Below are 24243 nucleotides of genomic sequence, written 5' to 3'. Positions count from 1 at the left end.
GTCGCGTTCGTAGGACAATCTTGAGATGCCCGGTGAGCAGGAACCACGCGTGATCGTCTATCAAAATGCCGACTTCATGGGGAGTCTTTACCAGAGCGCGACGAACGATGGTCTGCCGAACTCCAGCGAGGTGGAGACCACCGACACCGTCGATGCGTCCAGGACCGGCACGAAGACCGGCAAGGCCGGCGTGAACGCCAGCGTGACCACCCCGTTGGTAAAGCTCGGTGGGGAACTGGGCGGTGGAGGCGACTCTGCGACCAAGGACGCGCGCACCTGGACACAGCGTCAGCGGGTCGCCATGTCCCGCGACATCGCCCTGTACCTGCACAACCTGCATGCCCTCCTGGACAAGTCGACGCGCACCGTGGACAGCGCCACCGCCGGCGATCTGGCTCCGGGTGACCTGGTGAAGTTCCAGGGCACGTTCCGACAGGACCCAATCAGCGCGTTGCTGGATCTGTGCAGCCCCGACGCGGTTGCCGAGGTCACCAGGTACACCGTCCGGAAAGCGAAACTGCCCAAGATCGACGGCGACTGGGATATCGAACGGGTGAAAGCCCAGTGGGTGGTCGCCGAGCAGGAAGCGACCACGAAAGCCGATTTGGCGCGGACGGTCACCAGCGCGTTGCACACTGATTTCCGCCGCGGGACCACCACGGAGTTTCACTGCGAGATCGAAACCGAGCTCACCGCGCTCGTGGCCTGCGAGGCTGAGCACTTCGTCACCGCTGACCCCGATCGGCCGCTGGACGGTGCCTTCACCGTGTTCGGCAAGGTGATCACCAGACCCGAACGGCACGTCCCCATCTTCCGGAAGAACAAGTTCCTGCATCGGATGAACAACGAATGGGTCGATTCCCTGTTCTCGCAGCTTACTGTTTTGATGGAGCGAACCGCTGAGAGTGACGAAAACATGAGAAAATTCCTGAGACTCACGAACGACGACGATCGCGAGACGCCGCCGCCTTTCGATCTTGAATTTCCGGCGACCATTCCAGGTCTGTCGTTCACCGTGCTCCCGATCGCCATCTACGCTTAGATCGGCGTCCGAGCGAGCAGCCTCGGCGTCATGACTTTCGGGCTCCGTTCTCTGCGGCACTCGTGAGTCGCCCAGACGAGATCCCCTGTTACACGTGCCGCGGGCCCGAGCGGGACTGCGGGCTGGGTCGGGGCAGACCTTGGTGAGTAACGGTTCGTATTCATCGAGCACGAAACGTAGCGATGGAGTGTCGGCCAGCGACTTCCCACTCACCTGCCGCCCACAGAATCGGCGGCACTGCAGGTGAGGAGCCCCACGTGTTACACAGACGTTCCAGACGCAGATCCTCCCGCTACGCCATGGTGCTCACGGCATGCGCCGCCACCGTGGCGATGGTGCTGGCCACAACCAGCACCGCGACCGCGCAGACCGACCCGGAACAGGACCCGGCGGTCGTGACCACCGTGGCCGACGAGGCGGTCGTCGAGCAGGCCACCGACACCGCGCGGTTGGCCGAGGCCGCCTCCGGCACCACCGGCCCCGCCGCGCTCGAGGTTTCCGACGAAGGCGATACCCTCGTCCGCACCACCTCCGGCGCCACGGTCACCGTGCCGGCCGACCCCTCGGAGGACATCGAACTCGACACACCGGGCGGCACGAGCATCGCGATGAGCCTGCCCAGCGCGACCGAGGCCCACGACGCTGTGGTCGTCGACGGCACCACCGTCTACGCCCAGACCGCCCCCCAGACCGACATCGCGGTCAAGCCCACCTCCACCGGCGTGCAGGCCCTGATCACCATCGACGGCCCCTCGGCCCCCACCACGTTCGACTTCGGCGTGACCGTCCCCGAGGGCGGCCAGATCGCACTGCTCACTGACGGCGGCGCCACCGTCCTCGACGCCACCGGCACCCCCGCGGCCACCATCGCCGCGCCCTGGGCCCGCGACGCCCACGGCGCCGCAGTGCCCACCCGATTCGAACTCGACGGCACCACCCTGCGCCAGGTCGTCGAGCACCACGACACCACCGCCTACCCCGTCGTGGCCGACCCGGCGTGGTTCGTCGTCATCGGCGCCCGCATAATCCTGCAAGCCATCGTCAGCCAGGCCGTCAAGTGGTGGTACGAACGTAACGGCTACAGATGCACCACCTACGGCCCCTTCTGGTGGCACATGCTCATGTGCGCCAAGCCCGTCCGGTGACACTTCACCGACGCTAGAGCGGGGGTGCCGGACACCGACCGGTGCCCGGCATCCCCGGACATCGTGCTGCGGCCTGGACCACCACCTGGCCGAGCAGCTCTTCGAGGGCGATATCGCCGCCTGCTTCGACGAAATCTCGCACCCCGCCCTGATGGACCGGCTGCGAATCCGTGTTCGTAGACCGGCGTGTCTTGGCGCTGATCAAGGCGTTTCTGAAGGCGGGCCTGCTGGACAAGTTGCGTGACTTCCGGGACACCACCACCGGAACTCCCTCCCCTGGGCGGCATCCTTTCGCCGCTGCCGGCCACCTCGCCTTGAGTGGCGCTGCTGGAGATGAGCGCGCTCGGCATCCCGTCCATCATCTCGGACAGCGGGCCGTACGGGGACGCACACATGTCCGGTGCGCCCAGCGTGCTCGTGCTCGACCCGTCGGGGTGGCCCGCAGGGCTGACGGAGCTGCTGCAAGACGCCGACGCCCGCATCGCGCTGGGGCAGAAGGCTCGCGAGTGGGTGGCCAACCGGACGATCGAGGGCAACGCCTGGCGCTAGGAAGAGGCCTACGGCCGGTGAACCTGGGACCGCAGGCCGCGGAGATCGAGGCTCTGGCGGTGTGGGCGAGGGCGCTGACGTCCGCTGAGGTGGCCGAGCTGCTGACCCTGCGGATGCGCGGTGTCGACGTACCGGGCCAGCTCTCCGTCGTCGGCTACGACGACACCCGCCTCGCCTCGCTAGACAACGTTGAACTGACCTCGGTCAGCCAAGAACCGCGCGCTCTCGCCGCGGCCACGGTGCTAGTGCGCAATCACCCGCGCCGAGGGCCGATCGCTGTCGGCGAACGAATTCGTTACCCTGCCGCAGCTCTTGGTGAGGCGGAGTTCGGGTCGGCCTCGGAGCTGAGCGCGTTGCCGCGCGACGTTCGCTGGCCAAGGTCATCTGCGCGCGGTCGTTCGCGACCTCTTGGCAGCCATCTCGGTGAGACGTTCACTAACTTGCGCCAGTTCGCACGACCGTTGTAAGCGGCCAGACTGGGCGCGGTGCGGTGCGTGATCGAGTCCGGAATCGGCGCCAACTGGGCCCGTTTCCGTATTTCGACGATGCGCCGCACGCAGTCAAGTTGCGACGTCCCTACCTGCGCCCTGGCCATCGCGAGTTCGTCGATCAGCGCGATGGTCTCCGGCGCTTTGAGCGACTGCCGCCAGTACTTCTGTTGCAGCAGTTGCTCGAAGAACTCGCGGATGGTAACCAGCGTTAGCACAAAGGATGCCAGTTCCCTCGCTACTGAGGTGAGCAGTTCCGGCCGCGCCGTGAGGTCGGACAGGCTTAGCTCTGAGGAGTCGGCGACGGCCAGCTTCAGCTTGAACAGGGAGACCTCGTCGTCGGTCGTGCCGTGCTCTCGAGCCCTCACCCCGGCTGCCTCCACTGCCTCTATAAGGTCCTCGCGCACCACCACTCGGAACGCCGCTTCAACGTGCATGTCCTCGCCGGCTAGCCGTCGCACGTCCACGGTTCTCCTGGCGGCCCTGATCAGGTCACGCGGCAGCCCACCGGAGAGCGCGTGGCAGAACAGAGAGGCCGCGCGCGGGAACTTGACCGTCCGGCCCAGCAGGAGGTTCACCGAGTCCTCCGCCGAGAACGGCCGCATGCGGACCACGTCGTCGAACGAGGAATCGAAGACGTCCCGTACCGGCACGCCGCGCAGTGCGAAGCCGGCCAGGGCGTCTTCCGACACCGACACGACGAAATGGGTGCTCTGCATGTGGAACAGGTCCTTCAGTCCGTTCACTGCTTCGATCGCCTGCTCGGCGGAGGCCATCTTGTCCAGCTCGTCGATCGCGACCACCACGGGCACCCTGGAGATCCGGCGGAACTCCTGCAGGAAGTTGCGCAGATCGGCGACGCGATCGGGATGGCTGCGGTCGCGTTCGGCGTAGGCGACTTGCTGTTCGCTGTCGGAGTTGAGCCCTGGCAGCAGTTTGAGCACGGTTTTTTCCTTGTTGCTCACGTTGGCGTTCCACGTGAGCTTGCGGATCTCGCGCTGGGCCAGCAACACCTCGTCGGAGGCGTAGCGGCCGGCGCGACGCCCGGCTCGTGAAGCGGCCAGATCGAAGAACAAGTAGATATAGGCGACCCCGATCAGGACCCCTCCCAGCACCCCGGACGGGGGGATGGTCGGGAGTGAAGATCCGCTGATGGCGATTAAAGACAGCGCGAGACCGCAGAAGAAGAACAGTGCGGTGATGGCTCTCCGCAGGGCCCTAATTCGGCGTTCGATTCGCAATTCCGGCGTCTCGAACCGTTCATGAGCGTCTTCTAGGATGGACCTAGCGATCTCCTCGTGCAGAGTGCGGACGAAGTCGGCGGCCTGGTAGTACACGGGTGACTGGACGTAAACGCCCACTCGCTGCTTGCGTTGCTCGTTGCCGACGCTGTTGGCTGAGACTCGCCGCAGTACGGTGCTCTTGCCTACCCCGCGTGGGCCGGCGACGCCGATCGCGGAGGTCGGGTGACGGTCGATGAACTCCTCGACTTGGCGCAACCCCACCGAGGAGACGGTGTCCACCGTGTTGAGATCGACCAGCGCGGGAGCTTCTGCAGTGGTGAGCAGCGAACCGGTGGCCGCGTCCGGGGCGTCAAGCACGTTCACCGCCTCGCGGACCAGGGCTTCGACCTCCGTCTGCGCCCGGTCTGTCAGGTTCACACCGGTGTTGGCGACCTCACGCTGGACAGCCGAGTTGCGGTGGCGGCGCCTGATCGCGTTCTTGATCGCGCGGAGCGCGAAGTTTCCGATGATCACGGCGGCGCAGGTGAAACCTGCGAACAACATTGCGGTGAACGAATTGTCCCACGATGGAAAGACGCCGAAGTGGACGTGTGGCCATGGCCAGTCGATCCTGTACATCGACTGCAGCAGCAGCAACAGCCAGGCGCCCGCCAGGGCGTTGCCTGCGACCTGTCCCCATTTCAGGCGAACGAGGCGCTTGTCCAGCTCCGCCGAGACGCCGTCGGCCACCGTGTTGGCTTTCTGATGCGCGGCTAGTTCAACCCGTAGACCATCGGTAAGCCTGGGCGTCTGCGCCAGTACCCGTTTGCGCACCTCGGCTTCGTCGATGTCGAGTCCGCGCAGATCGGCCCTGGTAAGTGCGTTGTCGATCAACAGCCGAACCCGGATGTCGGTCAGCCACGCCGTGGCCGCGTTGTCGTTGCTCATTCGCCCTCCGGTTATCTGTCGGAGGAGTCGACGGCTTGCATCGGGGTGTTACGCCCAGCGAGCCCAGTATTCTGGGCTCGCCTGCTTCCGCGAGTAAGCCACGCAGCACCTGCGCACTTTGCGCACTTTCCACGCATCGTCGTTTCATGCATCCGGCCGAAGCTGCGCACCAGCCAGTTATGCTCAAGCTGGGCGAGCCAGGGAAGCCTGGGAGGACGTACCTCCCGTAACGAGTCGGAAGCCGTCGCGACCTTCCTTGATGTGAGGCAACGGAAGCAACTGGTTTTTGCTGGTGTATTCGCACTGATGCTCAGCTCATGTACCTCGGGTGCCGGCGAGAACGCGTCGGACGCGGGGAGTCGCCAAGTACTCTCGCCCACTCAGGCCGCAGAAATCGATGCCGGTCCGCATCTTAAGGTCACCTTGGGTGTCGGTGCCGTCGACCGGGAGGCGATACTCTCCGCGACGCCGACGGAGGTCGAAGCGCCCCGGTTGCCGGGGTTCATTGCTGCTGCTCCGCCAGTGGAGATCGCCGTGAGTGTTCCCTTGGCGAAGCCCGTTCGGCTCACTTTCGACGGTGTTGGTGGCCCTGTAGGCACGGTCCCGGTGTTACTCCACTACGACGGTGCCGTCGGTTGGTATCCGGTGGAGGTGGGAGAGGCACCCGGAGCGATCGTCGCCGATCGGATGGCGCTCTCGCCCTTCGCGACCGGGTGGATCACCAGCGCAGCTGAATGGTTGCGTGACCGTGCTGTCGGCAAGACTGCGCCTCCGACCTGCGGGTCTCCGCCTCCTAAGTGGGCTCAGCCGACAATGGCGAGGTCGGACATGACAACCGGATGCGTCACCGACAACTCGGGCAGAGTGGAACTGAGGGTCCGGAACAACCGGGGACTCCCAGTGGAAGTGAGTGTTCCACGCGGTGTCGCCTACGCCGACGTGCAGGGTCAGAGCGAAACTGTCCGCAAGATCGTCCGGGACTACGTAGGCGGGGACAAAGTCGTGCTGATGCCCGGCCAAGACGTGACGATGGGCTGGGCGCGCCCGAGTGAAGACACCCAGATCACGGTCCAGACGGAGTTCACAGCCGGCACGATCCTGCCGGGCCTGGCCATGGAACTGCTCGGCTTGAACGACTCAACCTCGTTGGCCGCGCTGGCGTACTTCCTCGCTGACTGTGGCGATGCCAAGACGCTGGTGCTCGATGCTCCCGACAGTTCCGATGCCCTGGGTGTCCTCATCCAGACGCTCGTGACCTGCACGGCGCAGGCTGTTACCTCTCCGGGAGGAGCGGCCGCCGCCGCCGTTTCGGCTGTCGCCGCCGCGAATGGCCGCGACCAAGCCACGGTCGTTGCTGACCGTGAGTTCTCCGGCAAGGTCGATAAGTTGGCGAACGGGCTCCGCCTGTTTGGCAAGTTCGTCAAGATCTACACTGCGGCAAAACTGGTCGCGGCTCTTGCCCAAGTAGTTGTGGACAACACGTCGCCGACGCTGGACCGAGCGTTCATCCTGAACCTGGGCGGCAGCGTGTCCGCTCAGCGTGTTGCGACTTTTACCGGTTACGGTGGCGTCACTGTAGGAATGACGAAACAGCAGGCTGTGGAGAAGAGCAGTACACCTCTGAGCGAACATCAGATCGGGCCTTGCACCTACCTCACGGACTCGGGTGGCGACCGTACGGGCGGACTCTCGATCCTTCTCAACCGCGACGGCCGGGTCATCGGGATCAGAGTTCCCGCGAAGGCCAGGACGGACAAAGGAATCCGAGTAGGAAGCACGTACGCTGAGGCCGAGGCAGCGTACCGGGGAAGTCCGATCGAACGAGATGCAGATGCAGGTGGATACCACCTTCTAGTGATAGGTCCCGGTGGTGCGATCGGGTTCCACTCGATGGACGAGGCTGGCCCTGTCGAAAGCATCGTCGTAGGCCGAGAAGACTACGCGAAAGGATTCGAACTCTGTTCGGACAGCGAACCGCCAAACTGATTGTCGGGTATTGTGGAGTCTAGCGTTCCTAGAAACTGTTCGGTGTTGCGAAACGCGGTTGCGACGCTCTTGGGTGCGAGCAATCTTCAGATTTGCTCGCGTTCTTCGGCGCGACCACTCATCGCTTGCCTTTCGGCTCTCTGGTTGTCAGTATGACCAAGCTGGCCGTCCCGCCCACGGTCAAACCGTGCCTCGGCGAGCCAGGGTTCGGCCACGCTGCTGGGCATCCGGTCCAGGGTGTGCAGTAGCTCGTCGAGCTCTTCGTCGATGTGCGCTCGGTCCGCTGCGGATGCCAGCCGGTACAGGCCCGCCATGGCGAGCGGCCCGTCGGCCAGCACTTCGGCGACGGCGTCCTGGTCGGCGTCGTCCGGTGCTACCTCGCCAGGCTCACGCTCAGGTGTGAGGCCGTGCGGTTCGCGACTTGGGTCGGTGTCCTCGTTCACGAGTAGCCCAGTGTTGGCGGGCGGATCTCGGCGCCGCGGATCGGCGTCTGAGTGTTGAAATCATTGAGCAGGTTGCCTGCCACCTGCAGCAGCTTCGCGATCGTGTCGACCACGAGGACCTTTTTCGCCAGGACCTTGGCCGCCTTCGACACTGTCCGCCATACGATCGCGTTCGGTGTCAACCCTTCCGCAAAGCAATCGGCAGGGCAGGGCCTCACGCCACCCGCGTCGCCCGGGGTGATGGCCCCCCTGAGCGGCGATCAGCTTCTCCAGAACGTCGATCGAGGCGGTACGGTTTTCCGTCCTGAACATGCAGGGTGTGTGGCAACGTCTCTCTGGAGGTCGGTGAGCTTACGCGACATGAGTGACGGCCACAGCCGCGACCTGGACGCGATGGGGGACTGGTGGGCACCTTGCGAAGGCGATTGCGCCGGCCGTGGCCTCTCGCGCTCCTGTTTATCGTGATCATCGCCGCGGCGGTCGCGGCCACCGTGGTGGCGATCGCAGTGAATCTGGCCACTGCTGTCGTTCTCCCCTGGCTGGCCGTCGTCAAGGAGAACCCGTTGTGGTGGTGGCCGGGGCGACAGGGGCGGTCGCCGTCACTGCGTTCGCGGTGGGGCAGGTCGCTCGCTGGCGTGGGGAAGCTGGTGATCCAGAGGGTGCGGTCGCCGTGTTGGAGCAGCTGCTTCATGACGAGCTGCGGGTGCTGGGGCCTGATCATCCGGACACTCTGAGGACCCGCGACAGCCTCGCTCGCTGGCAGGAGCAGTTGCCGGGCAACGGGCCAGCCCTCACCTGATAGTTGCAGTTCGGTGGACGTAGACACGATGCCCGCCGACGCGGCTCCTCAAGCTAGCGCTGCTGCTTAGGCTAGAGAACCACGTCAATCGAACGCACGCTCATGCCGATGAGCGTGACCCGGCCGGGCAGCGCGGTACCATCCGGTGTGCCCCCAGCAATCGATGTCTACGTGTGGGTCGAGCCCGGCGACGTGGACGGCTCGCTGTCGCGCTTCATTGATCGCTACGTTGACGTCGAGCAGCCGGGCGATCCACGATTCCCTGCGTTCGTTCGGACTTTTGTCTTGCGCGAACCCGCTCGTGGTGATGCTGACGCGCTGGCGGAGCTGAGCCGGGATGGCGAAACCGAACGTGTCTTCTCCCTGTACCTACGAGCAATCGCGCATTATGGCGCCATCATCACCATTACCGAAGAAGGAGCCCTCGTACTCGGCCTCAGTCTCGACGATCCATTGAACGCGCCCGAAACGACGGACGAGGCCTCCACTCTGATGGCCGCGCTCATGACGGAGTTCGGCGCAACCGGCGGGATAGCTGGAGTGGAACTCGCGCCGCCACAATCCGCATCGGAGTGGAGAGAGGAGTACGCCCTCCTGCGTACCGGTACGGGCTAGGACACGGTGGCGGCCAACGTCTACTCGTGCTGGGAGTCGGGTGGGTCAGAGATCGGTGACGGTGAAGGGCGCGTAGCCGGGCTCGATGTGGTCGACCGAGAGGTCGGAGAAGACGAGGGTGATGGTGTGGCCGTTGGCTTCGATCACGGCTTCGTGGAACGGGCGTCCCAGCCGGTCGGCCCACATGGCGGTTTCCGCGGTGCCGGGCAGCAGTTTCGCGCCGGGGTAGAGCACCTGCCATCGGGCGCCCCAGCCGTAGCCGTCGGGTTCAGGGCCTTGGTCGAAGTCGAGTAGCCGGTCGTCCAGCGATCGGCTCCAGATTTCCGGAGGCACCGACGAGGTCACCGATGCGCGGACGCAGTGGATGAAGCGGTAGCGCAGGTGCGCCGGCGGAATTCCGGTCCGCGGATCGGCGGTGCAGTAGGCGACGATCTCGTAGTCGCGCATGTAGTCGGTGAAACCGTGGTAGATCAGCGCCTGGTCGAAGATGTCGTCGAACGCTGCGGTGATCTCGTGACCGTTCACGACGACCGACCTCGCGCTCGACCGGTTGAAGCAAGGAACCCGACGACGCGGTCGAGCACGGACCCGAACTCCTCAACGTCGTCCAGTTCGACATACTCGCTGGCCGGCTCGTCGATGTGTGGTTGAATGACGATTACGTCCGCCCAGCCGCCGGCGTACAGCACGAACTCCGCCTCCCCCGCCTCCCCGTGCACCCGCACACCCAACGACTTCGGCCGACTCACCAGGCCGCGATCCCACAGAAGCGGCGCCGGCCACGAGACGTCATTGTCCATCTAGGTGAGCTCGGCAACCATAAGACCGCGCTCACGCCAGCCGGCGCACCGGGCGGCCACCATCTCGGCTGCCCGGTCCAGATCAAGGTTGCTGAGGTCGATACGGCGCTCCACGCCATCCACAGTAACGATGCCCAGCGCCCCCTTCTCCGTATTTCGGCCGCCCACAGCCGGTGATCAAGATCGCGAACCTCCGCTCATGCCGATGAGCGGATGTTCGGCGCCACCGTAGCGACCGCACGGTGGCGCAGCTTCAGGTCGTTCGCGCTCCGTCGAGGTTCGAGCGGATGATCTGGGTTGTGGGATGGTCGGGGCCGAGCACCCGCTCGCTGTCGGCGAGGGTGGCTTCGTACAGCGGGATTGCCCGGTCCAGGTCGCCCGCCGACTGGTAGCCGTAGGCCAGGTTGTTGCGCGAGAGCAGTGTGTCGGGGTGGTCGGGGCCGAGCACCCGCTGGCTGTCGGCGAGGGTGGCTTCGTATAGCGGGATTGCCCGGTCCAGGTCGCCCGCCGACTGGTAGCCGTAGGCCAGGTTGTTGCGCGAGCTCAGAGTGTGGGGGTGGTCGGGGCCGAGCACCCGCTGGCTGTCGGCGAGGGTGGCTTCGTGTAGCGGGATCGCCCGGTCCAGGTCGCCCGCCGACTGGTAGGCGCCCGCCAGGTTGTTGCGCGAGCTCAGTGTGTGGGGGTGGTCGGGGCCCAGCACCCGCTCCCGCTCTGCGAGGGTGGCCTGGTGTAGCGGGATCGCCCGGTCCAGGTCGCCCGCCGACTGGTAGGCGCTCGCCAGGTTGTTGCGCGAGAGCAGTGTGTCGGGGTGGTCGGGGCCCAGCACCCGCTCCCGCTCTGCGAGGGTGGCCTGGTATAGCGGGATCGCCCGGTCCAGGTCGCCCGCCGACTCGTAGGCGCTCGCCAGGTTGTTGCGCGAGAGCAGTGTGTGGAGGTGGTCGGGGCCCAGCACCCGCTCCCGCTCTGCGAGGGTGGCCTGGTATAGCGGGATCGCCCGGTCCAGGTCGCCCGCCGACTCGTAGGCGCTCGCCAGGTTGTTGCGCGAGAGCAGTGTGGCGGGGTGGTCGGGGCCATGGAGGCGTTGGTGGCTGTCGCAGGCTCGGCTGTAGTAGTCGATGGCGGTGCTGACGTCGCCCTGTCCTTTGAGGTAGGCGCCCAGTTCGTTGAGCACGCGGCTGGCCTGGTCGGTGTCGGTGTCGGGTGTGGTGTTTTCCAGCAGAACCCGCGCGTGGGGCAGGGCCATCCGGTAGGTGGGCCAGTCCGCGGGGGTGTGTGGATCCAGGTTGGCGAGGGTGGTCGCCAGCGTGGTCGTGGTGGTGTCGCGGGCGGTGGCGATATCGGCGGGTTGGCGGTGAGGGTCGGTGAGGTCGGGTGTGCGGGTGACCGCCTGTACCAGGCGATGCACGGCGACGGTGTCGCCGGTGAGGGTGATCATGCTGTAGGCGGCCAGGCGGCCCAGCGCCTCGGACAATTCCGGTTCCACCACCGCGCCGGCCAGCAGAGCCCGGGGGATTCCGTCCGGGGCATACCAGGCCAGTTGCCGCAGAACCTGTCCCGCGGCCGGGGTTGCGGCAAGGTGGTCGAGGGTGACGTGCCAGACCCGCGCCATCGTCCGCTGCGCGTCACCACCCTCCGCCGTCGCGGTGAACATCCGCGCCGGAAACCGTGCCAGCAACTCGAGATAGCCGGCGGGGCTGGTCCGGGTCTGCGCGAGGTAGGCCCCGGCCTGCTCGACCGCGAGCGGCAGCCAGCCCAGCTCTTCGCACAACCGGTCCGCGCCGGCCATGTCCGCCTCGGGCCATTCTGACCACACGATCCGGGCCAGCAACCGCACGGCCTCGTCGTCGGTGAGCACGTCCAGCGGCACCGTCTCCACCGCCCGCCATCCCGAGCGCTGACGGCTGGTGATCACTATCGTGCCGGTCCGCACCCGCCCCAGCAGGCCCGCCACATCCCGCGGACTGGTCACGTTGTCCAGCACCAGCAACCAGCCCTGGTGGGTCGCCAGCCACCGCACAGCCAGCTCCACACGCTGCTCCGACGGCAGCACCACCGCCTCCGGCGCCAGCGCGCCGGCCAACTCACCCAAACCCGCCTCTAACGCCGCCGCTGAATCAGCTGTCACCCACCACACCGGGGAAAACCAGCCGGCGTGCAGCGCGGCGAACCGGGCGGCCAGGGTGCTCTTGCCGACCCCGCCCAAACCCTGCACCGCCACCACCACCGCACGACCACCCGACCCGGCCACCGCGGCCTCCAACCGAGCCAACTCCTGCACCCTGCCCACGAACACATCCGGCTGCTCCGGGATACGACCCACCCCGTGCACAGCCTTGAGCGACTCCATCACCGGCACCCCCGACACAGCACGAACGCCCCCAGCGCCAACGTCCTGAGGGGTCTCCTGCTGGTTAGCGCCTCCCGGGTTGGTCTGCAGCGCGGTGACGATCCTGGTGATGAAATGCTTGATCTGGCCGTAGACCAGGTCGCTGGGAGCAGCGGGTTTGCAGATGCCGATGTGGTCCGCATCGACCGGAACCGGTGTCTGACCCGGGATGCCGGGATCGGCCGAGCCCGCGTCGACCACCTGCACACCCTTGGTCACCTGGGTCTCGTAGAAGATCTTGTGCCTGATATCCGTTGCCGGCTCCACGGCCCAATTACGGTATTTAGTATTGAGCTGACGGAGATGCGCGCTATTACGCTCCAGGCCGTCGACCGCCGCGGTCTTGCGATACACGACGCTCAGCGCCTTAACGACAGCTTTGGTGACGATGTCGGAGCCGGTGTGCGGGGTAGCCAGGAACACCACGCCTCGAGTGGCGGTGGCGAACTCCGTGTAGTCGGCCCGGCCATCAGCCGCGTGCAGCAGCATCTCCTTCACCACCAGCCCACCCATGCTGTGGGTGACAAAACACAGCGGGCGCTGCCCGATCCCGTGACTCTCCAGCAAGGCCAGCAGGTTGATCGCCCGATCCTGAATCGGCATCGCATGACCCAACCACCGACTCGACGCCGCCTCATACCCCAGCGACCAGACAGCCAATCCCTCAACGTCCCGCCCGAGCCACTCCGGCCAGAACGAACCTTCCCGCTTCGTTGACCAGCTTGTGCGGGCATCGCCGTCGAGGCCGTGCACGAACACGACGTCCAACACCGGGGCCTCGTCCGCACTCACCTCGACGAGTTCGGTCACCGCTTGCCCCCACATCGACCTCGGACCGCTCCTCTGCGACCTCGGCTTAGTGAACCGTCGCTCGACACCCCAGTCGCGTTACACGCCCAATCACCGTCCGTAAACATCCGCTCATGCCGCTGAGCGGGCGGCGGTGCGGCGGCATCGGGCGGACTGCCGGCGGCCAAGTCGTCCATCCGCTCGACGGGCGGTAGCCCGTTCACCTCTTCGTGGATTGTCGCGAAGCTGGGCAAGGGCGAAGTTGTACCTGACCGGTGTCGGAGGCGTGGTGGTCGTGGCGGCTGCACGTCTGGGCTGTGGCGGAGCGCTGCCGGTCAAGGCTGGATGTTCTCCAGGTCTGCCAGCAGGCTCGGGTGCTTCGGATCCCAGCCGAGCGCCTGTCGGGTGTGGATGCTGGACGCGGGTTGGTCGGCCGCGAAGGTGACACCGAGGGGCCGTAGGTCTGCACCGGCACGGACTCGACGGGCGGGCCAAGCCGCCGGCCGATGACGGCTGCGATGTCACGTACCTGGTCGCCCTCGTCGGCCACGGCATGCCAGGAGGTGCCGGCCCGGGGCAGGTGCGGCTGGCGGAGGTTCTTCCTGCTCGGGTTCGTCGTTGAGCACGGCTCGCGCGCGGGCGTGTCGTGGTACTCGGGTAGGACATGTTCCTGGGCCTCGATCGCGGATTTGCACCAGTCGTGCGCGCCCTGTTTGCCCACGCCCGGCGTCTGGCCGATCCGAGAACACCCGGGTGACTCCGGCGCGGGTGATCGAGCAGGACCTGACGGTCCTCTCTCCAAACTTCCCGAGCTCGCGTAAGAATCGCGGGGGCTGGCGACAGTACTAGGCAGGTGGCCAGGTAGCAGCGGGGTGGGAAGGCGCGGGTTTGATGGAGCAGGAGCGGTTCGCGCAGCTCTACAGCGAGTTGTATGCGCGGGTCTCGGCGTATGCGCTGCATCGTGCGCCGCCGGATCTGGCGGCCGAGGCGGTGGACGAGGCGTTCCTGATCGCGTGGCGCAAGCGGGATCGGTTACCGGCCGGGCGGGAGCTGCCGTGGTTGCTGGTGACCACGGGCAATGTGCTGGCCAATCACCGTCGGCGTCGTGCGCACCAGGACGCGCTGGGTGTGGAGCTGGCCCGGCTGGCCGCGGGCGAGGTCGCCGGGGGAGCCGAGCAGGTGGTGCTGGAGCGGGTCACGGTGCTCGCGGCGCTGGCCGAGCTGAGTGAGCGGGAGCGGGAGGCGCTGATGCTCACCGAATGGGATGGGCTCAGCGGGCGGGACGCGGCGCGGGTGGCGGGCTGTTCGGTCACGGCGTTCGCGGTGCGGCTGCATCGGGCGCGCCGCCGGTTCGCCGACGGCTTGGCCCGGTGGGACACGGTGGCCGCTGCGGTGCAGGACGGTGCCACGGTGATGGCTGCGGGAAAGGAAGCGCGATGACCTCACAGATCAAGCGGGCGCGGGCGCGGCTGGCTGCGCAGAAGCTGTCTCCGTCAGCCGCGGCCGACGACCACGTACCTCAGTGGCGCCCGCCTGCCGGAGAGGTGGACCCCGCGGTGGTGTTGGCACCGCGGGCAGGGCTCGGGCGCCGCCGGGTGCTGGCTGCGGCCGGGCTGGCCGTGGCCGTGGCCGCCGGCGCGGTAGTCACCGTGAACCAGGTCCTCGGCTCCTCGACCGCGACCGTGCCGACCCCGCCGTTGCTGGCCCTCCAGCCCGCGGCCGCTGGCGCTGATCCTGTCGCGGCGCTGCGCGAGCTGGCCGACCGTGCCCGCCGGCAACCCAGCCTTGCCGGCGAGGGCCCGGTGCTGTACTCCGAGCGTGCACAGTGGTCATTCGTCACGAACAGGAACACCAAGGGCGAGTTCCTGGGCTCGGAGCTGGCCCAGACCCGGATCCAGAGCTGGCTGGGGCCCGACGGCGCCGGACGAGAGATCCGAGCGATGACCGGTCACGGCGCGCTGCCGCCGCTGGAGCGGCCGCTGACCGGGCAGCCGTACGCGCCGGGCACCGACCCCGCGGCGCTGGTGGCCCAGTTCCGCGCCGAGGGACAGGGCCAGCCGGCGCACTGGTGGCTGGAGGCCACCCTGCGGTGGGGCCCGCAGCTGCACTCACCGGCGACCGCGTCCGCGTTCTTGCAGGTGCTGGCCGAGCAGCCCGGCATCCGGACCGCGGGCCGCACCACCGATCGCGCCGGTCGCCCGGCGACGGTCTTCTCGGTGACCCGGCACCTGCCTGGAGACAGGTTTCCCGACCTCGAGTTGTACCTGCTCCTCGATCCGGACACCGGCCTGCTGCTGGGCACCGAGAGTGTCGCGCTGACCGCGGACACCCAGGAGCGGGGCTACAGCGTGGCCACCCCGGCCACGACCGACTACCTGCTGTGGGAGTACGCCGCACGGGTGCCCGACCTCACCAGCCAGCCGCGGCGGTGACCGTGCGTGAGGCGGCCTGAGACTCTGGCCACCTCACGCACGGGCTCACACTTGCCCTGCCCAGGTCATGCGTGGGGCTGGGTGAGGCCGACGTTGTCGTGGAAGCCGCCCAGATAGCGGGCGTAGTAGCCCGCGATCCCGAATTCTTGCGAGCTGTTCAGCGCGATGTTCGTCAGCCTGGCAAAATCGCAGTTGCTGCCGCCGATGATGGAGGACAGGTTGTGCTTCCACCAGTAGGTCGGCTCAACCCGGTACCCCGCTCCATCGCAGGGCCCAGCACTGCCGAAAATGGTGGTGAATTCCCCTTTCGCGCCTCCCATGTTGTTGAAGTCGGTGTGCTCGTACCAGTACATGATGGGAACGTCTACCAGAGCGGTTCTGGCTGCCGTCGATCCCTGGGACGCCGCGGTTCTCATCCGCTCCTGCGCGTCCTCGGGAGATACATCGGAACACTCGTTGGCCAGCACCGGCGAGACGCCACCGTCGGCCGGAGCGGGGCCGACCAGCCAGGAACAGTACTGGCCGTCGCCGCTTGCCTGGGACTCGGAGGCGGTCGCGACGCCCGCGAGCGGGAGCGCCAGCACGATCGCGGACATGGCGGCGATTCTGCTCAATACGCGTTTCATCAAACCCTTTTTGTCGGTACATGCAGAAAACATGAGCCGACCTCCCCCGAGAACCGGCTTATCCACATTTTAAGTGGACTTGCCGGTAAGGAATCAAGCTCGAACCCTAACCTACCGTGCCGTTATCGCGACAGTATACGACCAACCGGGCGCAAAAGATCATTGCAAAAATTCACCACACGCCAGGATTGCTCATCGAACAGAGTAGCGAATATTTCATTGACAGGAAGATGATCACCTGCACGGCGGTACCTGGAACTTGGCATCGTCGTCAGCGCGTGGACCAGCGTGCGCTGGCCGGCCAAGAGCGCGGCCGAGAAGTTCGACCAGCGCGTCGGCACGCCGCTCGCGGCGCTCCCCGCGGCCTGGTGGTTCCGCCCGGACCGGGATCCGCTCAACAGCACCGAGGCGTGGCGCTCGATGTTCCTGCACGCCGGCTACTTCACCTGGGCCTCGGGCATGCCCGGCGGCCGGCGCACCCGCAAGCCGCTGTGGGGCCGCCGGTTGTACCGGGGAGCAACCAGCGAACGACGGTTCGGGCTGTCCTGGACCACCAACCCGAGCATCGCTCGCCACTTCGCCGCACACCGGCAGCCACCCGGGGAGGTTGGCCAGATCTGGGTCGCCACGTTCACGCGGCCCCGGCTGCTCGCCTACTTTCGCGGTGAGCGCGAGTACCTGGTCGATGCCGATGGCGCCGACCTCCGGCCGTTCCTGACCGGCGCCGTGGCTCGAGGCGCTCCTCCGCGGGGCGCTGATGGCGCTCTCCGAAGTGGGCCAGGTGGTGGAGGTCAGCGCAGGTATTGCGTGAGGGCGTCGACAATCTGGAATGGGGGATCGGCGACCGCCTCAACGTCGTCGGCGGGGCGGGTGTCATTGCTGAGCCGGTAGGGCTCGCTGGCCTGGGCGATGAGTGGCTGGTCGGCGACGCCGATGGTGAGGAACGGCGCGGTGCCGTCGACCAGGCGGGCGATGGTGGTGCCGTGCACGGCGGGGTGGGGGCTGTCGGCGCGAAGGCCGGTACCGCGATACAGCCCCCGCGCCTGCGGGTCGCCGCCGGCCCACCGGCGGTCACCCTCGGGGAGGTGGCAGGGATCGCCACTGGCGGCGTCGAGCGCGGCCACGGCACCCTCGATCGCCTCGGGCACCGGCGCGTTCCCGTCCAGCGCCTGGGCAATCTCGTACAGTGCGAACCGGGTGTCGTCCGGTTCGGGCGGCAGCAGTAACAGGCGCAACAGCCCGTCGTCCCGGTTCTCCCGTCCGGCCTGCAGAAGGCGAATCAGGAGCAGGCCCCGCAGTCGTGCCAGGCCATCCTGGCCCAGACCGGTGAGCTGGTTCAGCGTCTGTATCACGGCGCGAGATCGGGGCAGGCCGATCCGGGCGGCGCCGTAGTGTCCCATGACGGTGCTCATCACAGGTTCCTTTCGGTGCGGGTGGTGCTCAGCGTTTCGTGCTCCGGAGAGCGTGTTCGACCAGGCGCAGGAGCGCCTCCTGGTGGATGCGCCAGGGGCCTCCACCGATCGGCAGGAACTCCGGCGTGGTCGCCTGCCACCGTCGGCCGTGGCCAGGCCGACGAGCGCGGGATCCTGCGTGGGTGCGGAACACGGCGGGCATGTTGGTGGTCGCTGAGTGCGACTTCGGCGTACACCTCGTCGTTGACGGGAGCGACCTGCCGGAGTCGGGCCCCACGGCAAAGGGGTTCGCACGCCGCTCGGGGCGCTCGCGCCACGTCATGTCTGCCGGTGCGCGTCCCGTCTCGTGGTCGTCAACCGAGCGGAAAGGACGAACACCATGCACAGGATCGTGGTTCTCGGCGGTGGGAGGACGTGCGGATCACCGTCGTCAACTCGAGCGCCCGGTTCACCGAACGGCTACGGCTCCACCAGGTCGCGTCCGGGCAGGAGCTGGCGGAGCTGAACATCCCCGACCTCCTGCCGAACACCGACCTCGTCTTCGGACTTCGCCCCGCCACCGCCAGATGTCGAAACCACGACGACAACGTTTCGACCGGCGGCATCGCCTCATCCAGCAACACTGGCATCCCCTCCGATACCAACCGTCGCCCGGACAACGCCGCCAGCTCGCCCCAGCCGAGACCAACAACCCTGTCATTGACCGGCACACGCGACCGCGCGGTGAAGAACAACTCCATGAGCTTCGACTTGGTCAGCACCGAAGGAGATCGGAGCGGATCCAGAACGGTCCGCGGGGATCTCCCCACAGGTAGCCTCCGTACCAGGTGCTGCCGTCAGCTGGATTGTCGCTGGCGTCGGTACGGATGTGGTCGAAACCCTGTGGTGCGGAGACTTGCCCGTACGGCTCGTAGTACAGACCTGGGCCTCCTCGGAAATTGACGCCGGAGCCATGCACCCAGCACGTTCGGAGCAGACTCGATTCGCCGGTGTCACGGACTGGCGTGTCGGAGGCCATGGCCGTGAGGGGTGCCGCGGCTATCACCGTCGCGGTGGCGACCGCAGTCATGAGTTTTCTCGGGTATTTCACGTGTGTTCTCCTCGTTGTCACGGTGCTTCGCACCTCAGCCCGGTGATGTCGGTGCAGCTGACGAAGCCGACTCGGCCGTCGAGCACCCCGGGATCGAAGACGGCGTACCAGACGACGTTCCCGCTGCCGGGCGGATATTCGGACCCGGTCGAGCCGATGTAGGCGCGGAGGTCGGGGGTGCCGCCGACGTTTCCGACGTGTGTCTCCGCTGTGGGCTGCGGCTTACTGTGCTGCCACACGAGCGGGGTCGTGGTGCTGGTCTTCACCCCGGCCGCGCCGCAGTGCGGCCCACTTTCGTCCTGCAGGTCCGCAGCGTTGACGAAGCCGACCATCCGCGGTGAGTTGGTGACCGTCATGAACCACCGGTTCTCGCCCTGGTACACGTCTCCGAAGACGTAGCAGCTGACCCAGCCGGTGTTCGCGGGGTCGAAGTCACCAATGTGGGTGGCGGGGTTCACCCGGGCGTCGCTGTGCATCCAGGTGAGTACCGGCGCCCGTACCGGGATCAGCTCGGCGGCCGGTTGCGCCTGAGGGTCCGCCGCGGCGGCCAGGCCACCCGCCGTGAGCAGCAGGGCCGTCACCGACACCGAGCTGAAGAGCGCGTTCAGGGTTCTTCGCATTGGTTCTCCTTCGCGGGATGGGCAGGTGATAACCGCAGTCACGCCACCGAGTCCAACACCGGGCATCCGGCCTGACCAGCGGCTGAGCCGGTCCGGTCAGACCGGGCCGGATCCGCTCGCCTGGGGGATGACTGCCCGGCGGCCCCTTCGTAGGCTTTTCCGGGACGCTCATGGGATCGGCACAAGGGGGATGTCCGGGCGATGCAGGCTGCGCACAGACCGGATGCGAGCGCCGCACGCGACGCGGCGGAGTTCGTCGGTTCGATGCGGCGGTTGAAGGAGTGGACCGGGTTGACGCACCGCGAGTTGGCCAGGCGGGCCGCCGCGGCAGGGGATTCGCTGCCCAAGAGCACGCTGATCGCGGCATTGGGGCGCACCACAATGCCACGCCAGGAACTGCTGGAAAGCTTCGTGCGGGCGTGCGGCGGAGACGCCGCCGACGTCGAGGGCTGGGTGGCCGACCGGAGGCGGATCGCCGTCGCGGGCTCCGTACCTGGTGGTGAACGTGCCACGGTCCGCCGGACGGCTCCGCCGACCACCCCGGTTCCGTGGTGGCGCGTCCAGCCGCAGCTTTGGGGCGGTGCGGTGCTGATGGCCGCGGTGATATTGTCCGCCGCGGTGATCTGGCGGCCTGCCGACCCCCGGCTGGCGGGCTATGAGGTGCCGTCCTACGGCACGTCGATGCACGCGGTGCCCGCGGTTGCGCCGATGCAGGTCGTTGGCCGGCTGCAGGCACAACACCGCTACACGGTGCTGTGTCGGCAGCCAGGGGAGGAGCACCGGGACGGGGACAGCTGGTTGCTGGTGTTCGTCGAGCACCTGCGGCTGGTTGGCTTCGTCCCAGCCAGCGACCTCCCGCGCATGGAGAGCGTGCCGGACTGCCGGCAGGCAGGTGTCGCGGTCCAGCTGAAGCACAGCTTGGTCTGGCAACACAGCAAGCCTGAGGTGTTCAGCCAGCAGGTCGGCGACGCCACCACCGGAACCGGCCGACCGGAGAATCTGCGCCGCTACTTCACCTGGGAAGGCGACGAGTACCCGCCAGGCAGCGGGCGGAGTGACTGGTGCGTGGTCTTCGATCCCGACTCGCCGCATGGTGCCGCGGGGTTCATCGCTTGCAGCGACATGCACGAGCAACGCCGTTGAGCCGGAGGCGTCCCAGTCGGGTGCTCTGGTGCAGGGGCGCGTGGTTCCGCGTGCGCGGTGGCCCAGATCGTGGTGGGGGTGACCTGGTCCCGCGCTTACGCCTGCGATACCGCGTGGCATCTGCCGGACAAGGGAGCAGCCGTCGGCCGAAACGCTGTTGCGCGAAGCGTTCTACATCCTGGCCCGCCTGGGCAAGAACGCCCAGCTCACCGGCGACCTCACTGGCGTGGTCGGGCCCGCACCGCGCAGCTTCGAACACACTTCGCCCGCGAGACCGTGTGGCGCGGGGAACAACGCCTGTGGACCTGACCCCAATCGCGGTGCCCACACCGAATGGTCGCCGCCAGCGCACTCGGCGGATGATGGTGCGCGGCTGCGGCCGCTATGGTCCGATGCGGTGGCGGACGTGCGTGACCGGTTGCCAGCCGAACTCCGCCCAGGGGTCCGTTGGCTGAACAGCAACGGGGTGAAGCTCCCCGGCCACCTCGGGCGTTATGACGCGGTCTCAGGGGTCATGTGCGGCCGTCGCCGCCACCGGCCCCCTCGTCGCGGGACAGCTCGCCCTGAGCCTGTCCACCGTCCAGGTCTACAACGTCAACAGCGGCACCCTGACCGCCGGCGCGAGCGGTGACGTCGTCGGCGCGAGCCTGACCGACCTCGACCTGAACACCGACGGCACCACCCTGCACAGCGCCGCCGGCTCCCGCGACCGGGTCGAAGCCTTCGCCCCAGCCGACCTCGCCCGCAAAGGCGCCTACTCCGCCCGGCCCCGCCCGAACGCCGTCGCGGTCGCTCCCGGTGACCAGTACGTGGCCGCCGGCGCCCTGACCACCGACAGCAAAGACGTGCTGATCTACGAAACCGACGGCGTCACCCCGGTCAACACCATCACCCTCGACACCGCTGAAACCGTCGCACCCCGCGGCCTGGCCTGGTCAGCCGACCTGCACCGGTTGTTCGTCATCACCCACGAGAACAACCAGCCACAACCCAACATCGAAGTCGAACTCCACACAACGCTAGCCAACCTGGGTGGGGTCTATCCCGTGGTCGGTGTTTCCGGCGTTGTTGATCAGTAGGTTTCGGCTCCCGGCCAGCGGTCGCCGAACGTGATGGCGAACGCGTTGATCACTGCCTTCCAGCGCATCGTCCATCGGGCGCGGCCTGGCCCGGTCGGGTCCAAGCTGCGAGTCACAAGGTACAGGCACTTCATCGCGGCCTGCTAGGTCGGGAAATGCCCGCGTGCGTGGATCGCCCGCCGGTAGCGGGCGTGCAGTGATTCGATCGCGTTCGTGGAGCACTAACGTTCGCGGTGCTGCTCCGAGATGCGCTGGATCGCGTCCATGGACCGGCGAATGCCTTCGGTGGCATTGTCCATGGCGCGGAACGAGTCCGAGGAAATCTCGTTCAGCGTGCGAGTCATCTGGTCCAGCGACGGCGGGCTTGGCAGCGACGTTGTCATCGCGGCTCGCATGGCGTCCAGTGCCATGTTGGTCGCTTCCATCACCACGGTGGCGAGTTCACCGGCCGGAATACGCAGCGCCGCCGGGTCGATGTGCAGCGCGCTCACCCGTGCCCCGGTGATCTCGACGCGTACTTTGCCGTCCATCGCCTCGCCCACGCCGACCGGCGGCTCGGGCGGCGTGGCGCTGGCCGAGGGGCCACCACGGGCCCGGAGCTGGTCGAGCTGGTCCTGCGCGTGGCGCACGACGTCTTTGGACGCCTGCCATGGATCGGTCACGGTGTCACCTTCCCGGCGAACGGCCGGACCAGCGCCCCGGCCTGGCGTAGTGCGTCGATTGCGTCGATCAGGCCGCCGGTTCCGGTGACGAGGCTGCCCGCCAGGACGGTCCCGGTCGCGCCCGCGGCGTCCCACCCACTGACCTGGTCGGCTTCGAACCCGACTCGGTCCAGCCAGGCATCGCGCAGTTTCACGCCCCGGAGATCGGTGCGGAAGAAGTACGTCTTGGTCAGGTCGGTGCGGTCGAGCACCGCTCCGGTCAACACCGCTTCGGTCAGGTCGGCGCGGAGCAGCCGGGCACCGGTCAGGTCCGCGCCCGTGAGATCGGCGCCGGTGAAGTTCACCTTGTAGAGGTCGGCGCCGGGCAGCTTCGCTTCTCGCAAGTCTGCGCCGATCAGCTCGGTGTGACTGAGATCCGTGCCGGTCAGGTCGCAGCCGGACAAGTCGGCTTCGTTGAGCACCGCGCCGTCCACCCGCCGCCCTGCGAGCCGGAGCCGCGTGAGTGAGCGGCCGGTCAGGTCCAGCTGCCGACCGCCGTCGTTGTTGTTCCATCGCCGGTGGTCGTCGAGCAGCGCGTCGAACTCGGCCTGGCTCAGCGTCTCTGCCATCAGTAGATCGCCACCTTGTTCGCCCACTCCGGATGGGACCCGACGAGCTCCTTCAAGTCATCCCGGTCGGCTGGGGACAACTTGCTGATGTCCAGCGCGACGTGCTCGCCCGCGGCGATCTCCCGCTGGATCGATCTCTCAGCGGCGGCCCTGGTGTAGCCGCCTCGGCCGTCCCTCGTCTGGAATCCTTTCACGTCCCAGTCCTGACCGCTGCCGTCCTTGAAGTCCGCACCGGGACTGCCGCGTTCCACCGGCGGGGTGACCGCGCCCATTTTTTCCAGGCCGAGCGCGACCTCCGCCTCCCGTCTGGTCGCCGCGGTGGCGGTGCCGCCGTGATCGGGATCCTTGGCGAGTTCTTCTTTGCGGCGTTCGTACTCCTGGCGCTCCTGCTCCCGTTCCTCCGGCGTGTCGAACTCGTCGACGCCATGCTCGGAGGTGTGGATGGGCCGCCCCTCCAGCCGGTCGATCTCCTTGCTCAGGTGCTCGCGTACCAAGTCGGACAGCGGCGCTCCCAGCTCACTGATCGCGGTGATGGTGGTGTTGACCAGCATCACGATCGTCCTGTTGATCGCGGTTGCGGTCTGTGCTGCCGCCGCGAGGGACGCGCCGAGGGTGAAGAAGGCTGCGGCGATGGCAGCCGCGAGGATCACCGCGAACGCGACGAGTTGCGCGATCACCAGCATCTTCAACGTCAGTACGAGTGCACCCGCAGAGTAGAACGCGATGGACACCGCGCCCGCCACGATGCCGCAGTCCACGAGGTAACCGGCCTCGCCGGACAGCTTCTCCCAGTACGCCTTGAAGGCATCGAGGCCAGGGCTCTGGTTCTCTGCCAGCATCTCGGAAACCGCTTTCGCAGCCGCTTCCGCATGCGCGGTCGCCTGTTCGGCAAAAGTGCCCCAGTACTCGCCGCACTGGAATAGCTTCGTCTCGTCGGCCTCCGGCCAAGTGCAGCCGATCCAGGCCAGTGCCTCGATCAGTTCGGGTGGCAGTTGCAGGCCCACTCAGACGTCGCCCAAGCTGTCTATGATGGCCTGCACCCTGCGCATCTGCTTGGCGTTGTCCTGCTCGATCGTGGTGTACGCGGTGGCCGCCTGGTTCATCGCCGAGGCCGTCTCGACAAGACAGAAACCGGTCTGGTTGAAGTATTCCAGCGCAGTGGGCCCGATAATCTCGTACATGTCCTTTAGGGCGTTACCCAACTCGTCGCCGCCGTAGGGATTCTCTACCGCGCCCATGTCCGCAGCCAATGTCGCAGTCGACTCGCCCCAGTCCTGCCCGGCAGCGTCAACCCTCTGAGCTGCCTCGTGGACGCTTTCCGGCCGTACATTGACCGTCCCCATGGGGTGGACCATAAC

At 67.1% G+C, this 24243-nt stretch carries 23 protein-coding genes and 3 pseudogenes; 10 read left to right on the top strand and 16 right to left on the bottom strand.

Annotated elements, in window-relative coordinates; genetic code table 11:
- Positions 1 to 25 precede the first annotated feature (25 nt).
- From JYK18_RS04045 to JYK18_RS48260, 4 genes and pseudogenes are all read left to right on the top strand, one after another.
- The gene (locus tag JYK18_RS04045; RefSeq protein WP_206800822.1) at positions 26 to 1042 is read left to right on the top strand and encodes a hypothetical protein; all 1017 of its coding nucleotides are present in this window, start codon (positions 26 to 28) and stop codon (positions 1040 to 1042) included.
- A gap of 326 nt (positions 1043 to 1368) precedes the next feature.
- Positions 1369 to 2187 carry a hypothetical protein gene (locus tag JYK18_RS04040; protein WP_206800821.1) on the top strand — a complete coding sequence of 273 codons (819 nt, stop codon included), beginning with the start codon at positions 1369 to 1371 and terminating at the stop codon, positions 2185 to 2187.
- A 318-nt stretch (positions 2188 to 2505) separates the two neighbouring features.
- Positions 2506 to 2736 carry a hypothetical protein gene (locus JYK18_RS48265; RefSeq protein WP_206800820.1) on the top strand — a complete coding sequence of 77 codons (231 nt, stop codon included), beginning with the start codon at positions 2506 to 2508 and terminating at the stop codon, positions 2734 to 2736.
- Positions 2694 to 2966 (top strand): annotated as a pseudogene (locus JYK18_RS48260) (substrate-binding domain-containing protein); the annotation flags it as partial. The gene JYK18_RS48265 and the pseudogene JYK18_RS48260, both read left to right, overlap by 43 nt.
- A 65-nt stretch (positions 2967 to 3031) precedes the next feature.
- Here JYK18_RS48260 and JYK18_RS46435 read toward each other — a convergent pair.
- Positions 3032 to 5395: a P-loop NTPase fold protein gene (locus JYK18_RS46435; RefSeq protein WP_242578938.1), complete on the bottom strand. Its 2364-nt coding sequence runs from the start codon at positions 5393 to 5395 to the stop codon at positions 3032 to 3034.
- Positions 5396 to 5656: 261 nt separating this feature from the next.
- Here JYK18_RS46435 and JYK18_RS04025 point away from each other — a divergent pair, with 261 nt between their 5' ends.
- Positions 5657 to 7381, top strand: coding sequence for a hypothetical protein (locus JYK18_RS04025; protein WP_206800818.1), 1725 nt, complete (start codon positions 5657 to 5659; stop codon positions 7379 to 7381).
- 86 nt (positions 7382 to 7467) lie between these two features.
- Here JYK18_RS04025 and JYK18_RS04020 read toward each other — a convergent pair whose 3' ends face one another.
- Together JYK18_RS04020 and JYK18_RS04015 are read right to left on the bottom strand one after the other, a co-directional pair.
- Entirely contained in the window at positions 7468 to 7824 is a 357-nt protein-coding gene (locus JYK18_RS04020; protein ID WP_206800817.1) for a hypothetical protein, read from the bottom strand.
- On the bottom strand, positions 7821 to 7976 hold the full coding sequence (locus tag JYK18_RS04015; protein ID WP_206800816.1) for a hypothetical protein: 156 nt from the start codon (positions 7974 to 7976) through the stop codon (positions 7821 to 7823). The genes JYK18_RS04020 and JYK18_RS04015 overlap by 4 nt, the downstream gene beginning before the upstream one ends.
- Before the next feature lie 755 nt (positions 7977 to 8731).
- On the opposite strand from JYK18_RS04015, the gene JYK18_RS04010 reads away from it, so the two are divergent.
- Positions 8732 to 9238: a hypothetical protein gene (locus JYK18_RS04010; RefSeq protein WP_206800815.1), complete on the top strand. Its 507-nt coding sequence runs from the start codon at positions 8732 to 8734 to the stop codon at positions 9236 to 9238.
- A 45-nt stretch (positions 9239 to 9283) separates the two neighbouring features.
- Here the strand turns inward: JYK18_RS04010 and JYK18_RS04005 are convergent, their stop codons facing one another.
- The 4 genes and pseudogenes from JYK18_RS04005 to JYK18_RS46430 all read right to left on the bottom strand — a co-directional run.
- Positions 9284 to 9763 carry a hypothetical protein gene (locus JYK18_RS04005; protein ID WP_206800814.1) on the bottom strand — a complete coding sequence of 160 codons (480 nt, stop codon included), beginning with the start codon at positions 9761 to 9763 and terminating at the stop codon, positions 9284 to 9286.
- On the bottom strand, positions 9760 to 10038 hold the full coding sequence (locus JYK18_RS04000; RefSeq protein WP_206800813.1) for a hypothetical protein: 279 nt from the start codon (positions 10036 to 10038) through the stop codon (positions 9760 to 9762). The genes JYK18_RS04005 and JYK18_RS04000 overlap by 4 nt, the downstream gene beginning before the upstream one ends.
- A 253-nt stretch (positions 10039 to 10291) precedes the next feature.
- Positions 10292 to 13234, bottom strand: coding sequence for an FxSxx-COOH system tetratricopeptide repeat protein (gene fxsT, locus JYK18_RS03995; protein ID WP_206800812.1), 2943 nt, complete (start codon positions 13232 to 13234; stop codon positions 10292 to 10294).
- A gap of 314 nt (positions 13235 to 13548) precedes the next feature.
- Positions 13549 to 13784: pseudogene (locus tag JYK18_RS46430) on the bottom strand (3-beta hydroxysteroid dehydrogenase); the annotation flags it as partial.
- Positions 13785 to 14104: 320 nt separating this feature from the next.
- Here JYK18_RS46430 and JYK18_RS03990 point away from each other — a divergent pair.
- Positions 14105 to 14653 (top strand): RNA polymerase sigma factor, encoded by a 549-nt coding sequence (locus JYK18_RS03990; RefSeq protein WP_206800811.1) that lies wholly within the window; start codon positions 14105 to 14107, stop codon positions 14651 to 14653.
- Positions 14650 to 15645 (top strand): hypothetical protein, encoded by a 996-nt coding sequence (locus JYK18_RS03985; protein WP_206800810.1) that lies wholly within the window; start codon positions 14650 to 14652, stop codon positions 15643 to 15645. Before JYK18_RS03990 ends, JYK18_RS03985 begins: the two co-directional genes overlap by 4 nt.
- 65 nt (positions 15646 to 15710) lie before the next feature.
- Here JYK18_RS03985 and JYK18_RS03980 read toward each other — a convergent pair whose 3' ends face one another.
- The 4 genes from JYK18_RS03980 to JYK18_RS03965 all read right to left on the bottom strand — a co-directional run bounded on the left by JYK18_RS03980 (position 15711) and on the right by JYK18_RS03965 (position 19393).
- Complete coding sequence (locus tag JYK18_RS03980) at positions 15711 to 16241, bottom strand: hypothetical protein (RefSeq protein ID WP_206800809.1); 531 nt, start codon at positions 16239 to 16241, stop codon at positions 15711 to 15713.
- Positions 16242 to 17062: 821 nt separating this feature from the next.
- A complete protein-coding gene (locus tag JYK18_RS03975; protein WP_206800808.1) occupies positions 17063 to 17683 on the bottom strand; it encodes a hypothetical protein in 621 nt (206 codons plus the stop codon).
- Positions 17684 to 18036: 353 nt separating this feature from the next.
- A complete protein-coding gene (locus tag JYK18_RS03970; RefSeq protein ID WP_206800807.1) occupies positions 18037 to 18444 on the bottom strand; it encodes a hypothetical protein in 408 nt (135 codons plus the stop codon).
- Positions 18445 to 18790: 346 nt separating this feature from the next.
- The gene (locus tag JYK18_RS03965) at positions 18791 to 19393 is read right to left on the bottom strand and encodes a hypothetical protein (protein ID WP_206800806.1); all 603 of its coding nucleotides are present in this window, start codon (positions 19391 to 19393) and stop codon (positions 18791 to 18793) included.
- 201 nt (positions 19394 to 19594) lie between these two features.
- Between JYK18_RS03965 and JYK18_RS03960 the strand changes: the two genes are divergently transcribed.
- Positions 19595 to 20536 carry a hypothetical protein gene (locus tag JYK18_RS03960; protein ID WP_206800805.1) on the top strand — a complete coding sequence of 314 codons (942 nt, stop codon included), beginning with the start codon at positions 19595 to 19597 and terminating at the stop codon, positions 20534 to 20536.
- A gap of 494 nt (positions 20537 to 21030) precedes the next feature.
- Positions 21031 to 21615, top strand: coding sequence for a hypothetical protein (locus JYK18_RS03955; RefSeq protein WP_206800804.1), 585 nt, complete (start codon positions 21031 to 21033; stop codon positions 21613 to 21615).
- Here JYK18_RS03955 and JYK18_RS03950 read toward each other — a convergent pair.
- The 5 genes and pseudogenes from JYK18_RS03950 to JYK18_RS03930 all read right to left on the bottom strand — a co-directional run.
- Positions 21609 to 21836: pseudogene (locus tag JYK18_RS03950) on the bottom strand (transposase); the annotation flags it as partial. The gene JYK18_RS03955 and the pseudogene JYK18_RS03950 overlap by 7 nt on opposite strands.
- Positions 21837 to 22277, bottom strand: a complete 441-nt coding sequence (locus JYK18_RS03945) for a YbaB/EbfC family nucleoid-associated protein (RefSeq protein ID WP_206800803.1) — start codon at positions 22275 to 22277, stop codon at positions 21837 to 21839.
- Positions 22274 to 22885: a pentapeptide repeat-containing protein gene (locus tag JYK18_RS03940; RefSeq protein WP_206800802.1), complete on the bottom strand. Its 612-nt coding sequence runs from the start codon at positions 22883 to 22885 to the stop codon at positions 22274 to 22276. Before JYK18_RS03940 ends, JYK18_RS03945 begins: the two co-directional genes overlap by 4 nt.
- Positions 22885 to 23889, bottom strand: coding sequence for a hypothetical protein (locus JYK18_RS03935; RefSeq protein ID WP_206800801.1), 1005 nt, complete (start codon positions 23887 to 23889; stop codon positions 22885 to 22887). The genes JYK18_RS03940 and JYK18_RS03935 overlap by 1 nt, the downstream gene beginning before the upstream one ends.
- A complete protein-coding gene (locus JYK18_RS03930) occupies positions 23890 to 24228 on the bottom strand; it encodes a PE domain-containing protein (protein WP_206800800.1) in 339 nt (112 codons plus the stop codon). It lies immediately after the preceding gene.
- Between the last annotated feature and the right edge of the window lie 15 nt (positions 24229 to 24243).

Source organism: Amycolatopsis sp. 195334CR (assembly GCF_017309385.1).
GTDB lineage: Bacteria > Actinomycetota > Actinomycetes > Mycobacteriales > Pseudonocardiaceae > Amycolatopsis.
Note: the sequence above shows the minus strand (reverse complement) of the source record. Positions and strands in the feature narration are given on the sequence as shown.

Excerpts from the sequence above, each read along its gene's own strand:
- JYK18_RS04045 (WP_206800822.1), top strand. The coding sequence starts at position 26 with ATGCCCGGTGAGCAGGAACCACGCGTGATCGTCTATCAAAATGCCGAC.
- JYK18_RS46435 (WP_242578938.1), bottom strand. The coding sequence starts at position 5,395 with ATGAGCAACGACAACGCGGCCACGGCGTGGCTGACCGACATCCGGGTT.
- JYK18_RS04010 (WP_206800815.1), top strand. The coding sequence starts at position 8,732 with ATGAGCGTGACCCGGCCGGGCAGCGCGGTACCATCCGGTGTGCCCCCA.
- JYK18_RS04000 (WP_206800813.1), bottom strand. The coding sequence starts at position 10,038 with ATGGACAATGACGTCTCGTGGCCGGCGCCGCTTCTGTGGGATCGCGGC.
- JYK18_RS03990 (WP_206800811.1), top strand. The coding sequence starts at position 14,105 with ATGGAGCAGGAGCGGTTCGCGCAGCTCTACAGCGAGTTGTATGCGCGG.
- JYK18_RS03985 (WP_206800810.1), top strand. The coding sequence starts at position 14,650 with ATGACCTCACAGATCAAGCGGGCGCGGGCGCGGCTGGCTGCGCAGAAG.
- JYK18_RS03980 (WP_206800809.1), bottom strand. The coding sequence starts at position 16,241 with ATGTCCGCGATCGTGCTGGCGCTCCCGCTCGCGGGCGTCGCGACCGCC.
- JYK18_RS03975 (WP_206800808.1), bottom strand. The coding sequence starts at position 17,683 with ATGAGCACCGTCATGGGACACTACGGCGCCGCCCGGATCGGCCTGCCC.
- JYK18_RS03965 (WP_206800806.1), bottom strand. The coding sequence starts at position 19,393 with ATGCGAAGAACCCTGAACGCGCTCTTCAGCTCGGTGTCGGTGACGGCC.
- JYK18_RS03960 (WP_206800805.1), top strand. The coding sequence starts at position 19,595 with ATGCAGGCTGCGCACAGACCGGATGCGAGCGCCGCACGCGACGCGGCG.
- JYK18_RS03955 (WP_206800804.1), top strand. The coding sequence starts at position 21,031 with ATGACGCGGTCTCAGGGGTCATGTGCGGCCGTCGCCGCCACCGGCCCC.
- JYK18_RS03940 (WP_206800802.1), bottom strand. The coding sequence starts at position 22,885 with ATGGCAGAGACGCTGAGCCAGGCCGAGTTCGACGCGCTGCTCGACGAC.
- JYK18_RS03930 (WP_206800800.1), bottom strand. The coding sequence starts at position 24,228 with ATGGGGACGGTCAATGTACGGCCGGAAAGCGTCCACGAGGCAGCTCAG.